This is a genomic window from Pseudomonas morbosilactucae (genome assembly GCF_023241665.1).
Lineage (GTDB): Bacteria > Pseudomonadota > Gammaproteobacteria > Pseudomonadales > Pseudomonadaceae > Aquipseudomonas > Aquipseudomonas morbosilactucae.
Map to the genome: position 1 here is coordinate 74,287 of NZ_JALQCX010000031.1, position 15,959 is coordinate 90,245.

Below are 15,959 nucleotides of genomic sequence, written 5' to 3' on the forward strand. Positions count from 1 at the left end.
GTGCGTCCGGGGTCAGACAACGCTGGCCCGTTGCAGGTGGCTGACGTGGCCAAAGCCGGCGGCGTTGAGGCGTTCCACCAAGTCGTGCCGCGCGGCGGCGCCGCCACTGCGCACGTAATCCAGTTCCGACGCGGTAATCAGCACCACCGGCACCAGGGTCACGGGGGACAGGGGCATGTCTTCCAGGCGGGTGGGGAAGTCCGGTGCGGGGCCGCCGATCAGCACCCCGGCGCAATCGTCGGCGCTGACAAACTGCGCCGGCAGTTGCTCGCTCATGGCGTGGGACTGGCTGAAGCCTGGCAGTTCCAGGGACAGCACGGCGTATTGTTCCAGCTGGTGGTTGATGCCGCCGGCGTCGGCCACGGTATTGGCCACGTGCTTGAGCAGCTCGAAGGTCCAGCTCTGGGCAAACGGACTGATATCGCCCAGGGGGCCTTGGGCGTGGGCGGGGATGTCCGGGGTTTCGACAAACAGTTCCATCTCGAAGCCGTTGCCCAGGTCGTCGCCTTCGACGCCGTCGAATGGATCGCTGAGGCCTTCGGTGGCGAGAATGATGCGGTTTTCGCGGCGCACGACGCGATAGGCCTGGCGGGTCGAGGGCCAGTCGGGGCCACCCATGAAACTGGGGCTGATGGCAAAGCCCAGCACGTCCGTCTCGCAGGTGCCGACGGCTTGCCAGTGACGGTCGAGGCAGGCACCACTGGCTTCGCGGGCGGCCAGGTTGGCCTGTTCGGCCGGGCTCAAATCGAAGGGCTGGGTGCTGTGGCTGGAGGTTTCAGGCTCGCTGGCCACCGTTGGCGGCAAACTCGGTTCGGCGGTGGCTGGCGAGGGCTTTTTAAAGGCGTTGAGCAGTTTGTCGAGGAAACTCATCGGGCGATCCTTGCGCAGGTGTGGCGTCGCCAGGGGCAACGGAGGGTGTTGAGAGCGAGACGCATTGTGACGGCTCGGGCTAGGTGAGAAAACACCCAGGCGGTTTGGTTCCACGATGGGGGTTGTCCGAGTGGCCGATTCAGCGGGCGCCAGCCTTTGCTCCTGGACTGCGGCTTGCCTTTCAAAGGCCCTCCCGTTGAAAATCCGCGCCTGCCCACGGTTTAGGAGAGGTGATCACCATGCGGTACCCGAAGACGTTGAGCCCGGAGTTTTCCGGAGCGCTGCGGACATTCAGCTTTTGGATCGCCAACGGCAGCGTGGGTTATCCGCTGCTGGAAGGCATCGACTATCGAAGCTGCCTGGGGGAGGAGCCGAGCATGTTGGAAATGGCCTACGCGATCTTTGCCAATGTGCTGGAGATGGATGAACAGGGCGTGCCGGTCAATGCCAAGTACGCGGAGCACAGGGCGGCGCAATACATTCGGCAATATTGTGACCCTGGGTACAGCGCGCTGCCCGAGTTCCAAGCGTGGGAACAAGAACTGTATGGGCCGCCGGACAGGGAAGATGTGAAGCCCTGGCCTGCGGGTAGCCGCGTCTGACCGGTCTGGCGTCTGTGCCGGACCTGCCCTCGTTAAGGACGATGACATGCCACTGATTTCGCAACGTGTAGCGCTGGCCCGCCAGGGTGCCAACGATAAAGTGATTTGCCGCATGGCCTCGGGTTGGGCGGTCATGGGCGATGTGCAATTTCTGCCGGGCTACTGCCTGTTGTTGCCCGACCCAGTGGTGGCCAGCCTCAATGATCTGGACGCCGAAGCCCGAGCCACTTACCTGCTGGACATGGCACGCATCGGCGATGCCGTGCTACAGGCCACTGGGGCCTTGCGCATGAACTACGAAATTCTCGGCAATTCCGAGCCGGAGTTGCATTGCCATATCTTTGCGCGCTACGCATCGGAGCCGGAAGGGAAACGCACGATGCCGGTATGGTTCTACGACTGGAAAAACGCGCCGCCCTACGTCGAGGAAGAGCATGGCGCCTTGCGCAAGAAGATAGCCCGCCTATTGGCGGGCTCAGCGTAGCCGCACGGTGTATCAGCGGGCTGCTGTCGTCCACTTGGCCCGTGCGGTGTGCAGCTTTTTATAGCTGTCGATCAGCCGCTGGTGACGGTCCAGGCCTTCCAGTTGCAGGCTGGTCGGGGTCAGGCCGTAGAAGCGCACGCTGCCGTTTACCGAACCGATCACCGCGTCCATCCGCTCATTGCCGAACATGCGGCGGAAGTTGACCTCGTAGTGCGCCAGGTCCAGATCGCTGTCCAGCTCCACTTCCAGCACCGCGTTCATGGCCTGGTAGAACAGGCCGCGTTCGACGGTGTTGTCGTTGTATTGCAGGAACATTTCCACCAGTTCCTTGGCCGGGTCGAACTGTCCCAGGGCGACGTGGATCAGCAGCTTCAGCTCAAGGACCGTCAACTGGCCCCAGGGCGTATTGTCGTCGAACTCGATGCCGATCAGGGTGGTGATGTCGGTGTATTCGTCCAGCTCGCTTTCTTCCAGGCGCTGCACCAGTGACCGCAGGCCGTCTTCGTCGAGGCTGTGCAGGTTGAGGATGTCGTCGCGGAAAAACAGCGCTTTATTGGTGTTGTCCCAGATCAGGTCGTCCACCGGGTAGATTTCCGAGTAGTCCGGCACCAGGATGCGGCAGGCTGTAGCGCCCAGGTGCTCGTACACCGCCATGTAGACTTCCTTGCCCTGGCCTTCGAGGATGCCGAACAGGGTGGCGGCTTCCTCGGCGCTGGCTTTTTCCCTTTCGCTGAAGCCGCTCTGGCTGGTGAAGTCCCATTCGACGAATTCGAAGTCCGCCTTGGCACTGAAGAAGCGCCACGACACCACGCCGCTGGAGTCGATGAAGTGCTCGACAAAGTTGTTCGGCTCCATCAGCGCCTGGCTTTCGAAGGTCGGCTGCGGCAGGTCGTTGAGGCCCTCGAAGCTGCGGCCCTGGAGCAGTTCGGTGAGGCTGCGCTCCAGCGCCACTTCCAGGCTGGGGTGCGCGCCGAACGAGGCGAACACACCGCCAGTGCGCGGGTTCATCAGGGTCACGCACATCACCGGGAATTCACCGCCCAGGGATGCATCCTTGACCAGCACCGGGAAGCCTTGTTCTTCCAGGCCCTGGATGCCCGCGAGAATGCTCGGGTACTTGGCCAGCACCTCTTGGGGCACGTCCGGCAGGGCCAGCTCGCCTTCGAGAATCTCGCGCTTGACCGCACGCTCGAAGATTTCCGACAGGCACTGCACCTGGGCTTCGGCCAAGGTGTTGCCGGCGCTCATGCCGTTGCTGAGGAACAGGTTCTCGATCAGGTTGGAGGGGAAGTACACCACCTCGCCGTCCGACTGGCGCACATAGGGCAGGGAGCAGATACCGCGCTCGATATTGCCCGAGTTGGTGTCGTACAGGTGGGAACCCAGCAGCTCGCCATCCGGGTTGTAGATGCCCAGGCAGTACTCGTCGAGCAGTTCCTTGGGCAGCGCATCCTTGCGGCCCGGCTTGAACCAGCGCTCGTCCGGGTAATGCACAAAGGCCGCGTTGGCGATCTCTTCACCCCAGAACTGGTCGTTGTAGAAGAAGTTGCAGTTGAGGCGCTCGATAAACTCGCCCAGCGCCGAGGCCAGGGCGCCTTCCTTGGTCGCGCCCTTGCCGTTGGTGAAACACATCGGCGACTGCGCGTCGCGGATGTGCAGCGACCAGACGTTGGGCACGATATTGCGCCACGAGGCGATCTCGATCTTCATCCCCAGGCCGGCGAGAATCCCCGACATATTGGCGATGGTCTGCTCCAGGGGCAGGTCCTTGCCGGCAATGTAGGTGCCTTCGCTGGAGGTCGATTGTGGCATCAGCAGCGCCTGGGCATCGGCGTCGAGGTTTTCCACTTCCTCGATCACGAACTCAGGGCCGGTCTGCACCACCTTCTTTACGGTGCAACGGTCGATGGAGCGCAAGATGCCCTGGCGGTCCTTGGCGGAGATGTCCGCCGGCAACTCCACCTGAATCTTGAAGATCTGGTTGTAGCGGTTTTCCGGATCGACAATGTTGTTTTGCGACAGGCGAATATTGTCGGTGGGGATGTTGCGGGTCTGGCAGTACAACTTGACGAAGTACGCCGCGCACAAGGCCGAAGACGCCAGGAAATAGTCGAACGGCCCCGGCGCCGAGCCGTCGCCCTTGTAGCGGATAGGTTGGTCGGCCACCACCGTGAAGTCGTCGAACTTGGCTTCAAGTCGAAGGTTATCGAGAAAATTGACTTTGATTTCCATGGGGGTACCGACGTGACGAGGCAAAAAATTGGTCGGCATTATCCGGTTTTTTGCCGGCGAAGTGTTGTGGTTTTCGGCACGGAGCGCCGGCCGGGCCTGGAGGGGTGCCGGGGCAGGGGCTTTGCAGGGCAGACGACCGCCCCTCGATAGAAGGCTTAGGCGCCGGGGTTGTGGCTGCGAACCTTCTTGAGCACCTGTGCTGCGAGCTCCTGAACGCCTTCTTCTCGGTCCTCAGGTGTTGGCTCATACGCCAGGCGCTCAAGCTCCGGCTCCAGGGCACGTGCCAGTGCCGGGCATTCGCCGACCACACCTTGAATGACCCAGTATTTCCACAGGCTGTCGCCCGAGGCGAAAACGGTGCGGATAGGCGGCGCCAGCGGGGCTCCGATGCCCGCCAGAAACGGCTGAACAACCCGCGCGACCGGCCAGTTCATGTCTTGCAGCCACTCCAGCAGCGCTGGCAACACCGGCTCGACCGCTGGAAATCCAAGGGCCACGAGCTTCGAGGCGGCGTCAGTATCCAGTTTGTGCGCAGGAAGAAGAGGGGGGAGGTGCATGGGCTCGATGCCTGATGTTTGCGTTGTGCGGCATCATCAAGCGACTAGATGCCCCGTGGGACGCAGAGTATGCACAGAGATAGCCCAACGGCCTATCAAAGGCATCGGGTTGAATATTGTTAGCTGATATCATCCGCGCATTAAAAAATGCCGAGTACCGCACCATGAACCGCCGTAAAAAACTCAATCAGATATTGAAAGCCAACGCCAAAAAAGCCAGCGCCAAACTGGCCCCCAAAAGCAAGCCCAAGTACATCAGCAAAGCCGACCGGCTGAAACTCGAAGCTGAAGCCAGCGTGGACCCCAGCACCTCCACTGAGAGCTGACCCACCGACCCCAAGCCGCGACGCCCGTTTGGCAGGAGAGCCTCAATGGACCTGAAGTTCAGCCACGTCGATGTACTGGTCAACAACCTCGAAGAAGCCTGCGCCTACTACGCGCACATCCTCAAAGCCCGAATCTCCCAAACCCTGGTCTGGGAGCGCGGCGGCCTGCACGTGCGTTACGCCATCGCCCTGATCGGCCAAGAGCGCTTCATGCTGGTACAGCCCCTGGCCGGCAACCTGAAAGACCTGCTGGACGCCTCGGGCGAGGGCATGATCTACCGCCATTGCTATTCGACGCCGGATATCGAAGTGGCTTACGACGAACTGATCGCCGCCGGGGTGCAGCCCGAGGATGAAAACGGCAAGCCATTGGCGCGTGACAGCCTGCAATCCCCGTCCGGCGGGCGGATTATCTGGCTGCCGAAGCGCTTTGGGCACTTTTCGATTGAGATATTGGAGGAGGGGGCGTTGGAGGCGTTTGTGCAGGGGGCGTTTGTTTGAGAGGGATGGATAAGAGGCTGATTACCACCCGTAGCCGCCGCTCACGTTCTGATAGATCCGGGGTGATTCACTGATAGTCGTAACGGGCGATCACCGCTTTGATTTCGCTGATACGGGCTACCTGCCCCCGCAGTCTCCATCGTGCTCAGGGTGCTTGACCCTGAAGGGACTATAACCCTCACGCTAGTAGCCCGTTCGTCCCTACTAGGAATTCATCATGGACAACCGCATCCCTCCGCCGCTGGTTGCTATCCTGTTCGGCCTGTTGGCGTGGTTCGCTGCTCGGCACTTACCGGGCACCCTGGAGCTGACCATCGAATGGCGCATTGGCCTGGCGCTGGCGGTGTTGCTAGCGGGCGTAGCTATTTGCCTGGCCGGCGTGCTTTCCTTCCGCCACGCACGTACCACGGTCAACCCGCTGAAGCCGGAAACGGCCTCGGCTCTGGTCAGCTCGGGCGTCTACAGATATACACGCAACCCCATGTACTTAGGCTTCGCCACGGCCCTGATCGCCTGGTCAATCTTTCTCGCCTGGCCGCCAGCCCTCCTGGGCGTGCTGGGCTTCGTGATCTACATGAACCTCTTCCAGATCGGCCCGGAAGAGCGGGCCCTCGCCAGCCTTTTCGGGAGTGAGTTCACGCAATACTGCAGCCAGGTCAGGCGTTGGCTCTAGAAAAGGCAACGTCTGCCATGGGCCGATGGACGCCATTGGCAAGCGAGTCAGGGATAAGACATGAAAAGAGGGTGCGGTCGTGAACGTTAACAATCTGCAACTCCCCGAGGCGTACACCGCCCTCGCATCAAAGCATCAGGCCTCAGGTGGGTTTTGCAACTTAAGGCTTGCAGGCGAGCACGACGCCTTCGGCAACTTTTTAGAAACTGAATTGGCTCAGATTTATATTGATGAGGTGCAGCTGGCCGCCAAAACAAAACAGCTCAACGAGTACTTTGCACTCGATGGGTGCTACGGTGATTCCGCGATTGAAAGTAGTCATCCGGGAGCAATTGTCGACATTACCGACTTCACAAAGATTGTGTGCTTTGGCATGGCTGCCGATGGAAGTCAGTTTTGCTTTGACTTCAGGAATGATAAGGCGCGCCGTCCGTTATCTGGTGGGATGATGATTACTGGCGCAAGATTTCAAATGATTTTGAGGAGTTTATTTCTCTGTTTTTATAACAATATTTTTATTTGGTGGTTGAGTTTTTGGGGTGGTGGGGGGATTTCCACTGTTTGAGTCGTTCCGGATTTCTTCGAGCTCGGGGCGCTGCTTTTGGTCGGTAGCTGCAGCTCATGAATGATCGCTTTCGGCCAATAGCAGACAAAGGGCAAAAAATAAGCTGCCCGTTATTCCTATGCGTACGACAGAATGTGACCTTCCCATATACTCTTAGGCCTTGCACTCCATGGACGACTCTCGTTTCACCCCGCAGCAGGTGGCGTCGCGATCTGGTAATGCTCAGGTGGATAAGGATGTGAGGCAATGGTTAGTGGGCCTTCCAATCGCTGAGAGACTCGATTTTTTAAAGCAACTTTGGCCACTGAACTTCCGGTATTCACTCAGACTGCTCCAAGCAGCACAGCTACCGAGGCAAGAAAACGAATACATGTTCAGGCACTGGCTGCGTGCTGGCCATCACAATACGGCGCAGGAACTCATCAAGCGGTTACAGCCGGTTCTTGGGGAGAGAAAATTCTGGCAGATTGCTTCACAAGAGACGCTTTCACCGACTATGCGCGAATTCATGAATTACTACGGCCTTGGACGCCTGGACTCACAACCCGAAGGAAAATAAACCTTTAGCCTTCTAGAAAATCTGTTTTCGGCGCCCCGGATGCTACGGCCGTTGGTGGCGACTGTTATCCGCTGGGTTGATTTATGCTCTTGGTGATAGGCAAAAAAACGACCATCAGCAATCGGGGGAAGATGAACGAAGAGTTCAGCTATGTGTGGCTATTGCCGCTGCTTGAGAAACCTTTCGAAACGGCAGCACTCGATTTGCCAGATGCGGTAAGCGCTCTTAGTAAAAAATATAAGCTACCTGCCGACATTGCGTTGCAGCCGCTGGTGATCACAGCCTTGACGTCGCATTCCGAATATTGGTCAGGACTGGCGCTTAAATGGCTGGAGGATGGCTTTCCTTTAGACATTGCGCTGACCGCGATCTTGGCTCAGTGCGCCGAGGACAAAACGCTGTCTCAATCCCGCCGTCATAGAGCGCGTAGGCTTGTTGGCCGGTAAAAATCATGGGGCTAAATCCTATGTCTGGCTGTTACCGGCCATTAGCGGACTTTCCGCACTGACTATCTCCTAAGGGCATAAACAGGGTGTTTTGGCGATCGGCGATACATGGGTGAGAGAAATACTTTGTGTATAGCCTGAGAAGTCAGCGTTCTGGTCACGCCAGAAACACATTCTTGAGCAATCGAGAAAGGCCCGGACACCCTGAATGGAATGTTCCGGGCCTTTGCAAGCATGCTTACTCGCCGAAGGCTTCCATAAGCACTTGAACCAGTTCGCCGCCTTCCGGTGTTGCCCAACTGCCAGCCAGTTCAGCAATCAATTGGTTGGTGGTGGTCAGTGTTACACCAGCTTTGTCCATGCGGCGTAGAGCGATGTCATCGGCCATGGCGGTGGGCGAAGCCCCGCCATCTGCTACGACTTGGACTTCATAGCCATCACGGACCAGTGAGAGCGCAGGGTATACGGTGCACACATCATTGGTTACACCCGCAATGATCAGTTTCTTGCGGCCTGTCGCTTTCACTGCTGCGGCGAAGTTCTCATCGTCCATGGCGTTGACGATGCCCATACGTTTGATTCGACCGGCAAACTCAGTTGGAAGAATCTCTTCCAGTTCGCTCAACAGCGGACCTTGGGCATACTCTTCCATGCTGGAGGTCAGTACCACGGGGAGCTTCAGGATGCGGGCTGCTTTGGCCAGCATCAGAGCGTTGCGCTTCAGTTCTTCAAAGGGCATGGATTTAGCCCAGCCCATGGTTCCGACTTGGTGGTCAATCAGCAGCAGAGCAGCATTATCAGCATTGAAGTTTTCGAATGACATGGTGATTCTCCTGGCAACTACGATGGGGCACTTACCCCGTTTTTTTGGGTATATAAATCGCTTAACGCGCTTGCAGTGTTCCGAACTCACCGCGCCGGTAGCCATCGACTGCTGCGGCCAGCGCGTCCATCGAAGCGAGGGCCATGGGCCCTTGCCAATACACGGGTTGATTTAACGGAGTACCGGAGAACAGCACGGCCTTGGCATCTCCATTCTTCGCTTGCAGGGTGACAACTCGATCCGCGCCCTGAGGAAGATTGACTGGTGCCTTCGGGTCGATCAGGTTGAAGGCCCGACCGTCGACGTAGACCTCGCCGTCAATTGGCATAACGAATGCCACGTGTCCTTCTGGCACTGGAATTTTCACTTCGCTTGCGGCTTCAAGGGATATGTCCAGAAGCCTTACGTCCGTAGGCAGTAATAGCGGAGAGGCCAGTCCTTCGAAGTTGCCCAAGGGGACTCTGATTTTTACCCCCGCCAAATAAACAGTAGGGACATCCTGAGCCTCCACACTGAAGACAAAGGGTGCATCAGCTTGCTTGTCTTCGGGCAGGTTGATGAAGATTTGCAGCATGTGAACGGTCTTGCCTGGCTGGGCTGGAACCTCTTCATGAACGATGCCTTCACCCGCCGCCGTCCAGTGCAAGCCACCGGGTTGAATCACGTTGCGGTTGCCCAGCGAGTCACGGTTGTCGATGCCTGTTTCCGAATCCAGAAACAGATAAGAGACTGCTGAAAAACCTGCATGAGGATGAGGGGGAAACGTCGGTCCGCTGATCCAGGCATGGTCTATGCCGAGAAACGGGTCGATGGGTTTCGCATTCTGATCACCACGCAGGCTGAATGCCCGAAACTGGCTGCCGTGGTTCATGCGCTGTAAGCGTGCGGTGGGTTGCATGACGAAGCTCCTCAGGCCCCTTGGGACATAGTTGGGTAATCGATATAGCCTTCTGCACCTGGGGCGTAAAAAGTGTCCTTATTCGGCGTATTCAACTCTGCGTCGGCGCGGAACCGCTCAAGCAGATCAGGGTTGGCCAGGAAGGTGCTGCCAAACACTGCGGCGTCTGCTTTGCCTTCATTGATCAGTGACTCGGCGCTGTCTTTGGTCTGGCCGCTGCCGATCAGATAGCTACCGTCGAACAGTGGGCGCAACGCCGCGTGGTAATCGAACTTAGCCCCGAAAAGCGCGACGTGCAGGTAAGCGAGCTTGAGGTCGTGAAGCTGCTTGACTAGGTACGTGTAGGTTTCCTGCGGATTGGCATCGACGATGTCGTTGAAGTTCATCTCCGGGGAAATCTTGATGCCGACACGGTCATTGCCCACTTCACTCACCATGGCGGCGAGCACTTCCTGTACGAAGCGAGTGCGGTTTTCAACCGAGCCACCGTACTGGTCGTTGCGCTGGTTGCTGCCGGTGGAGAGAAACTGCTCAGGCAGATAGCCCGAGGCAGCGTGCAATTCAACGCCGTCGAAACCGGCTTCAATGGCCCGGCGAGCAGACTGACGATAGCCTTCAACCACTTCGGCGATTTCAGAGACGGTCAGGGCGTGCGGTGTCACGAAATCCTGCAAGCCGGTGGCGGTGTAGGTCTGGCCAGCGGCCTTGATTGCAGAAGGTGCTTGTGGCTGTGCGCCCTCGGGTAGCAAAGAAGGGTGAGACACTCGTCCGCAATGCATCAGTTGCATGAAGATGCGACCACCACGAGCATGCACGGCATCAGTGACTTTCTTCCAGGCCGCGACTTGTTCGGCGGTTTCAATACCTGGGGTGCGGACGTAACCTTTACCTAGCGCAACCGGAAACACGCCTTCGCTGATGATCAGCCCGGCAGTGGCGCGCTGTGCGTAGTAGGTGGCAACCAGCTCGCTGGGCACACCAGCATCATCGGAGCGCGAGCGGGTCATCGGTGCCATGACCATACGGTTGGACAGGGTGTAGCGGCCTACCTGGACTTCGGAAAAAAGAGAGTTCATTTCGGTGCTCCTCAGAAGTGATGTGGCTATGATTCATCAATCCGAATTCGGGATAAATGCAGTAAAATAGAAATAACTAATCCATTAATGGGATAATTCTGTGGATTTTCTCAACGACATGGCGCTGTTTGTCGAGGTGGTGAAGGCGCGCAGTTTCACGCGTGCGGCGGAAACGCTGGGGATACCCAACTCGACGTTGTCGCGACGTATCAGTGAGCTGGAGAAAGGGATTGGCTTGCGGTTGCTGCACCGCACGACTCGCAAGATTGAGCCGACCGAAGCGGGCCAGTTGTACTTTGAACGCTGCAAACGACTCGTCGATGAAGCCCGTCTGGCGCATGAACAGCTGGGGGAAATGCTGGCCCGGCCCAGCGGGCTGTTGCGCGCTTCGCTACCGGTCGACTTCGCAACGGTCTACCTGGCCCCACTGATTGCAGACTTCGCTAGGCTCTATCCCGGTATCAGTTTCGAGTTTGACCTGAGCCCGCGTCAGGTCGATCTGATCAGCGATCCGGTGGATGTAGTAATCCGTATGGGCGAGCCGCCAAACTCGAACCTGATCGCTCGCAAACTCGCGAGTTTAGGGCGCGGGCTGTATGCATCTCCACGATACCTGGAGGTTTCCGGCGAGCCTGAGCACCCAGCCGACCTGGTTAATCATGAATGCCTGCGAATGCGTAGCGCAGGTGCCGACCGTTGGACGCTGTCACGCGCCTCCGAGAGCGTGGATATCGATGTTGGAGGGCGGTTCGAACTCAATAGCGTAGGGATGCTCAGGCGTTTGGCGTCGTTGGATCTTGGTATTGCATTGTTGCCTGAAGGCATCGCGGGGCAGGACGTCGCAGACGGAAAGCTTTGCAAAGTCCTGTCGCAATGGCAGGCATCACCAGTGTCGGTCTATGCACTGACCGAAACGCGCCTGCTTCCGGCGAAAACCCAAAGGTTTATTGAGTTTCTAAGAGATAAGCTAGAAGGTGCGTAGTGTCGGTGCGAATGGTCGCTTTTGGCCGGTAGCTGCCCGTCGTGAAGGGCAGCTACGACCCAGAGCGGACCTCAGCATCCGGTTGTAACGCTTTACGGCGCGTAGATATTCAGACTCAGCTCTATCCCCCTGCAAGACAGGGCGCTGAGACTCTCCACGGATAAAGATGCGCCTTGATTGCCTTGTTCCATGAAAAGTCCGCAAAACAGATCAACGTGGAATCGGCGGCCTATCGAAGCCCAGACCTCAAGGTCCTGAGTGAGCTTGTCTAGCAATTCCATGATTTGTCCGTTCAGGTCTTCAGGGCTCGACTCGTTAGCTTGAAGGATCCATCCCCCGGTAGGGAAAAGAGTGTTTGAGCCTGGTTTGACGGGTAGTCCCTTGGTTCTCGCGAACGTGGGCTCGCACCCCAAAAGCTTGGTTATCTCTCCGGCAGCAAGATCCGAACCGCTGATACGAAGAGACGCTTTTGAGCGTGTCACTGGTCCCATGGCTTATCGCCTCCAGTAAAAAGTGCAACGATAGCAGTCTTTGCGAAGGGCTTGATATTGGGGCTGCGTGCTGGCGTGGTTTGAAAGCGATGATTTGAATGACTGCTATTGGCCAGTTAGCGACCGCTGCTCTGGTTAGCCATCCTTGTCCTTCCACGCGTGCAGGACATGTGATGAACATCATCGCTACCCGCAGCCGTCAGCCCTGGAACAAAGGAAAACTGGTCGGGTAGACCCCCCAGCTACGGTTGAGAGATATCTGGGGATTGAGGTTGATGATGCTTTGGCGATGGTGGAACAGACAGAGGTTTGACTATGTATAGCGACGGTCGAACTCGGGCTGTCGCTAACCGACCCTCTAGCTGGCGTTGGCGCCAAGCAGAAATCAACACCGGACGGCCAATCAGAGTCAGAACTAAGGCCGGGGCGATTCACGCCGCATAGACATCGCGTTCTTCCGGCTACCACACCGAGATTGGAAATATATCGCGCCGCGTATTCACGACATAAGACTCAAACCCATTTTTTTCCGGAAAGATTTTCAAGGTCATTTTCGTACTGAAGGTGATGGTGAAAACCCCAGAATCATCAATTGAAAAAGCTACTACATCGAGGTTTAGAAAGTCGAAAAGTAAAGGGCTGGTGGCAGGGTCTTCACCATGCCCCCACTTGCAAACCCTATTGATGTCACAAACGAATGGGCACTGAATCAACACGCTAGCCGTATCACCAAAAAGCAGGGTCTGCGAGCCGATCCCAACCGTTACACCTGTTAGCGCGGAAGGAATCAGTTCGGCCAAATCTGAATCATTTATCATCATGTCGTGCTCAGTTCAAACAGGTGATGATTTAAGAATCATAGGCCTGAAGTGGCGATCATTTGGTGGGTAGATCATAGGTCCATCTGTTAGGGCGGTCACCTGGGTTGACCGTCTGCTTTTGACCGAATGCAGTCATTTGCAAGCCTCTTTCTTCGCTCATAAATGGCTGACGTTGAGTTATCAAGAACACACTCAAAAACTCCGCGCCATCCCTGGCGCGGAGCGCAACACTCAAGCCTGCAACCGCCAACTCATCAAATCCAACAGGTCGCAACTATCCCGCAGGAGGATCGAGGTGACGTTGGCGATATGTCGAAGGTCCGTATCGTCGGCGTTTTTCAGTTCGCCGCGGGACAAGGTTTCCAGCAGTTGGGTGACGGCCTGTAGGCGGGCTGTTCCGTTGGCGTGAAGGACGTCCAGTGGTGCGGTCTGGTCGATAAATAGGCAGGGGATCAGACAGTCGATGCTGGTGAGGGGGATGTATCGCTGGGTCATGGTGAGGCTCCGTATTAACCACTATTAGGCAGGCTGACCTTGGCGGTCGTCCTGGGTCGTCACGTTGTTAAGGCTGTCGTTAGCAGGGGCTGGACGATGAGCGCGTGACGGGTTGTTGGTTAATTTCAGGTCGCCAAACCTGATCGCCGGGTGGCCGAGTGGAGACCTTAGCGGTTGAGGTTTTGGGCGGATAGCCGGACGAATCTGTAAGTTTTGTAGGATTGTTTTATGAGGTCTGGAGGCCTGAGAACGGGCCAGCGCTACTGCGCCGTGTTCGGCCTAAACGTGTGGGGCGAGAGGCAAAAACCTGCCATTCAGGGCTACAGACTGCGGCTCACTCAGCGTATCTTGGCGGCCCGCATTCTTGCCTCAATGGCGCAAGCGTGTAAGGAGTTGATTGGAGCGGCCGATACAGGGTCGGCCAACAAAAAAACTGATGGTTAGTTTCAGGGGCGCGGCCAGCAGGGTTCGGGTTTTTCCACACCATAAACCTCTCTCACACACTGCGGCCGTACAGGGCGCTAAAGGAGAGGCCATGGGCGTGGTCCCTTGGCTTAATCGTCAAGCATCATCACCAACAAGGAAGCACTAAAAATGCAAAATCAAGGACTGGAATACGCGGGCTTTTGGGCAAGAACGGGCGCTTCAATTATCGATACGATCCTAATGATGCTGATAACAACGCCTCTTCTTGTATCGATATACGGTTGGTCTTACTTCACCTCGGAAGACCTGGGTATCGTCGCAGGTCCGGGTGACTTCTTGATCTCGTGGGTTTTACCCGCTATTGCAGTGATACTTTTCTGGATTTTTAAACAAGCTACGCCAGGGAAGATGGCAATCTCGGCAAAAATAGTCGATGCCACAACCGGGGAGCCCGCCAGTACTGCGCAATTGGTAGGCCGTTACTTCGCGTACTTTGTCTCTATCGTTCCCCTGTTTCTGGGGCTGTTCTGGGTGGCTTTTGATAAGCGCAAGCAAGGCTGGCATGACAAGCTTGCAGGGACAGTGGTTATCAAAAAGGTAAACACTGGGCCAGAGCCGGTGCGATTCAACAACGTTCAGTAAGGCTCGCAGCCCTTCACTGTGTCTAATCGAGGGCGGGCATAAGCCTCGCCCTGGATTAAATGTCAGCCAACGTCCGTTATGGACGTTCTCTCCGTTTTCCTCGCGTCATTACTCAATCCCCCGAACTCAGCACCGCCCTTAACAACGCCTGCGCTTCGCGGGTCACGCCTTTGCTGATCATCTTTGCCGGCAGGCCTGAGTGGTCGAGAAACAGGTCGCGCAGGTGGTTAAAGGGGGCGGGGACGCCGTGGTACAGGCGGCCGAGGAAGCGGGCGAAGGCGGTGGTCTGGTTGGTGTAGTCGACTCGTTGGTCGTCGTAGCGTTGCAGCCCGGCCTGCAGCGCGTTGAGGTCGCTGAGGTCGCGGCCTTTGAGGTAGCTGGCCAGGAAGTGCGCGTCTTCAATGGCCATGCCGGCGCCGTAGGCGGCGTAGGGCGAGGTGGGGTGGGCGGCGTCGCCCAGGATGCTGACGCGGCCTTTGGACCATTGTTTGAGCGGTTTGCGGTATTTCACCACCCAGCGGAACAGGTTGTGGGAGGTGTCGGTGGCTTCCAGGATCTGTGGCACGGGGTAGGCGAAGTCGCTGATGCGTTCGCGCACGTAGCGGGCCGGGTCGGCGGGTTCGGCTTGGTGTTCGGTGCATTTTTCGACGAACCACCATTCAAAGCAGTCTTTGCCTTTGTAGCGAAGGGGGGCGTAGCCCATTTGGTAGGCGTGGTTGTGCTGGATGACGATTTTCTTGCGTTCGGGCCCTTGCAGTTCGCACCAGCCCAGCCACACGGCGATGCCCAGGTGTTTAAGTGCCGAGGGGCCCCACAGTTGTTCGCGGACCTTTGACTGCAGGCCGTCGGCGCCAATCACCAGGTCTGCTTCGTAGCTCTGGCCCTGGGTGAAGTGCAGCCTGACGCCGGCCTCATGTTCGCTGTAATGGCTGAACTCGTGGTTGGCCACCACCATGTCGGCCGGCGCCGCCGCCAGCAGGCGTTCATAGAGTTCCGAGCGCATCATGCCCGACTGCCAGCCGCTGACGCCGGCCTGTTGCATCAGCTCCATATCGATGTCGAAGTTGACGCGAACCCGGCCGTCATAACGCCGAAACTCGGGCAGGCCGGCGGCGAAGATGTCGTCCACCTGCACGCCCAGGTTGCGCAGGATGACGATGCCCGTGGCGTTGAGGATGATGGCGCCGCCCAATGGGCGCAGTTCGGGGTGGCGTTCGAATACCTTCACGTCAAAGCCGGCTTTATGCAGGGCCACGCCCGCCGCGAGGCCGCCGGGGCCGGCGCCGATAACGGCCACGCGTTTGCCCTTTGTGCCCAGGCTGATGGGGGTGCCGAGGTTGGATGCACTCATCTGTTGGTACCTTTTTTGTTGTTATGTCCGTCGTTGGCGCTTCAGCGCAACGCGGGGTCAACCTTAGCGACGCCGGGCCAGCGTGCGCCAATCGCTTCCTGCGTTATCAGGTATCGCCAAGCGCGATCCCAGGTATCTG

20 protein-coding genes are annotated in these 15,959 nt (G+C 57.7%); 10 read left to right on the plus strand and 10 right to left on the minus strand.

The window, feature by feature from the left end; translation table 11 throughout:
- Positions 1 to 12: 12 nt before the first annotated feature.
- Entirely contained in the window at positions 13 to 870 is an 858-nt protein-coding gene (locus M1B35_RS16820) for a suppressor of fused domain protein (protein ID WP_268262556.1), read from the minus strand.
- A 239-nt stretch (positions 871 to 1,109) separates the two neighbouring features.
- On the opposite strand from M1B35_RS16820, the gene M1B35_RS16825 reads away from it, so the two are divergent.
- Both M1B35_RS16825 and M1B35_RS16830 read left to right on the plus strand, forming a co-directional pair.
- Positions 1,110 to 1,472 (plus strand): DUF7677 family protein, encoded by a 363-nt coding sequence (locus M1B35_RS16825; protein WP_268262557.1) that lies wholly within the window; start codon positions 1,110 to 1,112, stop codon positions 1,470 to 1,472.
- Between the two features lie 46 nt (positions 1,473 to 1,518).
- Positions 1,519 to 1,956, plus strand: coding sequence for an HIT family protein (locus M1B35_RS16830; protein WP_123332482.1), 438 nt, complete (start codon positions 1,519 to 1,521; stop codon positions 1,954 to 1,956).
- A 12-nt stretch (positions 1,957 to 1,968) separates the two neighbouring features.
- Here the strand turns inward: M1B35_RS16830 and M1B35_RS16835 are convergent, their stop codons facing one another.
- The gene (locus M1B35_RS16835) at positions 1,969 to 4,188 is read right to left on the minus strand and encodes an OsmC domain/YcaO domain-containing protein (RefSeq protein ID WP_268262558.1); all 2,220 of its coding nucleotides are present in this window, start codon (positions 4,186 to 4,188) and stop codon (positions 1,969 to 1,971) included.
- A 155-nt stretch (positions 4,189 to 4,343) separates the two neighbouring features.
- A complete protein-coding gene (locus M1B35_RS16840; RefSeq protein ID WP_123332484.1) occupies positions 4,344 to 4,745 on the minus strand; it encodes a DUF5071 domain-containing protein in 402 nt (133 codons plus the stop codon).
- Between the two features lie 164 nt (positions 4,746 to 4,909).
- Here M1B35_RS16840 and M1B35_RS16845 point away from each other — a divergent pair, with 164 nt between their 5' ends.
- The 6 genes from M1B35_RS16845 (at position 4,910) to M1B35_RS16870 (ending at position 7,815) form a co-directional block, all read left to right on the plus strand.
- The gene (locus M1B35_RS16845) at positions 4,910 to 5,071 is read left to right on the plus strand and encodes a DUF2986 domain-containing protein (RefSeq protein WP_268262559.1); all 162 of its coding nucleotides are present in this window, start codon (positions 4,910 to 4,912) and stop codon (positions 5,069 to 5,071) included.
- A 45-nt stretch (positions 5,072 to 5,116) separates the two neighbouring features.
- Positions 5,117 to 5,572: a VOC family protein gene (locus M1B35_RS16850; protein WP_268262560.1), complete on the plus strand. Its 456-nt coding sequence runs from the start codon at positions 5,117 to 5,119 to the stop codon at positions 5,570 to 5,572.
- A 217-nt stretch (positions 5,573 to 5,789) separates the two neighbouring features.
- Positions 5,790 to 6,245 (plus strand): methyltransferase family protein, encoded by a 456-nt coding sequence (locus M1B35_RS16855; RefSeq protein ID WP_268262561.1) that lies wholly within the window; start codon positions 5,790 to 5,792, stop codon positions 6,243 to 6,245.
- 79 nt (positions 6,246 to 6,324) lie between these two features.
- Complete coding sequence (locus tag M1B35_RS16860; protein WP_268262562.1) at positions 6,325 to 6,810, plus strand: hypothetical protein; 486 nt, start codon at positions 6,325 to 6,327, stop codon at positions 6,808 to 6,810.
- A 169-nt stretch (positions 6,811 to 6,979) separates the two neighbouring features.
- Positions 6,980 to 7,369, plus strand: coding sequence for a hypothetical protein (locus M1B35_RS16865; protein ID WP_169902358.1), 390 nt, complete (start codon positions 6,980 to 6,982; stop codon positions 7,367 to 7,369).
- Positions 7,370 to 7,500: 131 nt separating this feature from the next.
- Positions 7,501 to 7,815 (plus strand): hypothetical protein, encoded by a 315-nt coding sequence (locus M1B35_RS16870; RefSeq protein ID WP_069076399.1) that lies wholly within the window; start codon positions 7,501 to 7,503, stop codon positions 7,813 to 7,815.
- 238 nt (positions 7,816 to 8,053) lie between these two features.
- Here the strand turns inward: M1B35_RS16870 and M1B35_RS16875 are convergent, their stop codons facing one another.
- The 3 genes from M1B35_RS16875 to M1B35_RS16885 all read right to left on the minus strand — a co-directional run bounded on the left by M1B35_RS16875 (position 8,054) and on the right by M1B35_RS16885 (position 10,612).
- Positions 8,054 to 8,638 (minus strand): isochorismatase family protein, encoded by a 585-nt coding sequence (locus tag M1B35_RS16875; RefSeq protein ID WP_123332497.1) that lies wholly within the window; start codon positions 8,636 to 8,638, stop codon positions 8,054 to 8,056.
- A gap of 61 nt (positions 8,639 to 8,699) precedes the next feature.
- On the minus strand, positions 8,700 to 9,536 hold the full coding sequence (locus M1B35_RS16880) for a pirin family protein (RefSeq protein ID WP_268262563.1): 837 nt from the start codon (positions 9,534 to 9,536) through the stop codon (positions 8,700 to 8,702).
- A gap of 11 nt (positions 9,537 to 9,547) precedes the next feature.
- On the minus strand, positions 9,548 to 10,612 hold the full coding sequence (locus tag M1B35_RS16885) for an alkene reductase (protein WP_268262564.1): 1,065 nt from the start codon (positions 10,610 to 10,612) through the stop codon (positions 9,548 to 9,550).
- 100 nt (positions 10,613 to 10,712) lie between these two features.
- Here M1B35_RS16885 and M1B35_RS16890 point away from each other — a divergent pair, with 100 nt between their 5' ends.
- Positions 10,713 to 11,594: a LysR family transcriptional regulator gene (locus M1B35_RS16890; RefSeq protein ID WP_123332503.1), complete on the plus strand. Its 882-nt coding sequence runs from the start codon at positions 10,713 to 10,715 to the stop codon at positions 11,592 to 11,594.
- A gap of 92 nt (positions 11,595 to 11,686) precedes the next feature.
- Here the strand turns inward: M1B35_RS16890 and M1B35_RS32290 are convergent, their stop codons facing one another.
- The 3 genes from M1B35_RS32290 to M1B35_RS16900 all read right to left on the minus strand — a co-directional run bounded on the left by M1B35_RS32290 (position 11,687) and on the right by M1B35_RS16900 (position 13,401).
- Complete coding sequence (locus M1B35_RS32290; RefSeq protein WP_425273420.1) at positions 11,687 to 12,085, minus strand: DUF4279 domain-containing protein; 399 nt, start codon at positions 12,083 to 12,085, stop codon at positions 11,687 to 11,689.
- Positions 12,086 to 12,546: 461 nt separating this feature from the next.
- Positions 12,547 to 12,906, minus strand: a complete 360-nt coding sequence (locus M1B35_RS16895) for a hypothetical protein (protein ID WP_259740384.1) — start codon at positions 12,904 to 12,906, stop codon at positions 12,547 to 12,549.
- A gap of 231 nt (positions 12,907 to 13,137) precedes the next feature.
- Positions 13,138 to 13,401, minus strand: coding sequence for a short-chain dehydrogenase (locus tag M1B35_RS16900; RefSeq protein WP_268262565.1), 264 nt, complete (start codon positions 13,399 to 13,401; stop codon positions 13,138 to 13,140).
- Between the two features lie 594 nt (positions 13,402 to 13,995).
- Here M1B35_RS16900 and M1B35_RS16905 point away from each other — a divergent pair.
- Positions 13,996 to 14,469 (plus strand): RDD family protein, encoded by a 474-nt coding sequence (locus M1B35_RS16905; RefSeq protein WP_268262566.1) that lies wholly within the window; start codon positions 13,996 to 13,998, stop codon positions 14,467 to 14,469.
- A gap of 112 nt (positions 14,470 to 14,581) precedes the next feature.
- On the opposite strand, the gene M1B35_RS16910 is transcribed toward M1B35_RS16905, so the two are convergent.
- On the minus strand, positions 14,582 to 15,820 hold the full coding sequence (locus tag M1B35_RS16910) for an FAD-dependent oxidoreductase (RefSeq protein ID WP_268262567.1): 1,239 nt from the start codon (positions 15,818 to 15,820) through the stop codon (positions 14,582 to 14,584).
- Positions 15,821 to 15,959 lie beyond the last annotated feature (139 nt).

Coding starts and splice junctions, on each gene's coding strand:
- M1B35_RS16820 (WP_268262556.1), bottom strand. CDS start 870: ATGAGTTTCCTCGACAAACTGCTCAACGCCTTTAAAAAGCCCTCGCCA.
- M1B35_RS16825 (WP_268262557.1), top strand. CDS start 1,110: ATGCGGTACCCGAAGACGTTGAGCCCGGAGTTTTCCGGAGCGCTGCGG.
- M1B35_RS16830 (WP_123332482.1), top strand. CDS start 1,519: ATGCCACTGATTTCGCAACGTGTAGCGCTGGCCCGCCAGGGTGCCAAC.
- M1B35_RS16835 (WP_268262558.1), bottom strand. CDS start 4,188: ATGGAAATCAAAGTCAATTTTCTCGATAACCTTCGACTTGAAGCCAAG.
- M1B35_RS16840 (WP_123332484.1), bottom strand. CDS start 4,745: ATGCACCTCCCCCCTCTTCTTCCTGCGCACAAACTGGATACTGACGCC.
- M1B35_RS16845 (WP_268262559.1), top strand. CDS start 4,910: ATGAACCGCCGTAAAAAACTCAATCAGATATTGAAAGCCAACGCCAAA.
- M1B35_RS16850 (WP_268262560.1), top strand. CDS start 5,117: ATGGACCTGAAGTTCAGCCACGTCGATGTACTGGTCAACAACCTCGAA.
- M1B35_RS16855 (WP_268262561.1), top strand. CDS start 5,790: ATGGACAACCGCATCCCTCCGCCGCTGGTTGCTATCCTGTTCGGCCTG.
- M1B35_RS16865 (WP_169902358.1), top strand. CDS start 6,980: ATGGACGACTCTCGTTTCACCCCGCAGCAGGTGGCGTCGCGATCTGGT.
- M1B35_RS16870 (WP_069076399.1), top strand. CDS start 7,501: ATGAACGAAGAGTTCAGCTATGTGTGGCTATTGCCGCTGCTTGAGAAA.
- M1B35_RS16875 (WP_123332497.1), bottom strand. CDS start 8,638: ATGTCATTCGAAAACTTCAATGCTGATAATGCTGCTCTGCTGCTGATT.
- M1B35_RS16880 (WP_268262563.1), bottom strand. CDS start 9,536: ATGCAACCCACCGCACGCTTACAGCGCATGAACCACGGCAGCCAGTTT.
- M1B35_RS16885 (WP_268262564.1), bottom strand. CDS start 10,612: ATGAACTCTCTTTTTTCCGAAGTCCAGGTAGGCCGCTACACCCTGTCC.
- M1B35_RS32290 (WP_425273420.1), bottom strand. CDS start 12,085: ATGGGACCAGTGACACGCTCAAAAGCGTCTCTTCGTATCAGCGGTTCG.
- M1B35_RS16895 (WP_259740384.1), bottom strand. CDS start 12,906: ATGATGATAAATGATTCAGATTTGGCCGAACTGATTCCTTCCGCGCTA.
- M1B35_RS16900 (WP_268262565.1), bottom strand. CDS start 13,401: ATGACCCAGCGATACATCCCCCTCACCAGCATCGACTGTCTGATCCCC.
- M1B35_RS16905 (WP_268262566.1), top strand. CDS start 13,996: ATGCAAAATCAAGGACTGGAATACGCGGGCTTTTGGGCAAGAACGGGC.
- M1B35_RS16910 (WP_268262567.1), bottom strand. CDS start 15,820: ATGAGTGCATCCAACCTCGGCACCCCCATCAGCCTGGGCACAAAGGGC.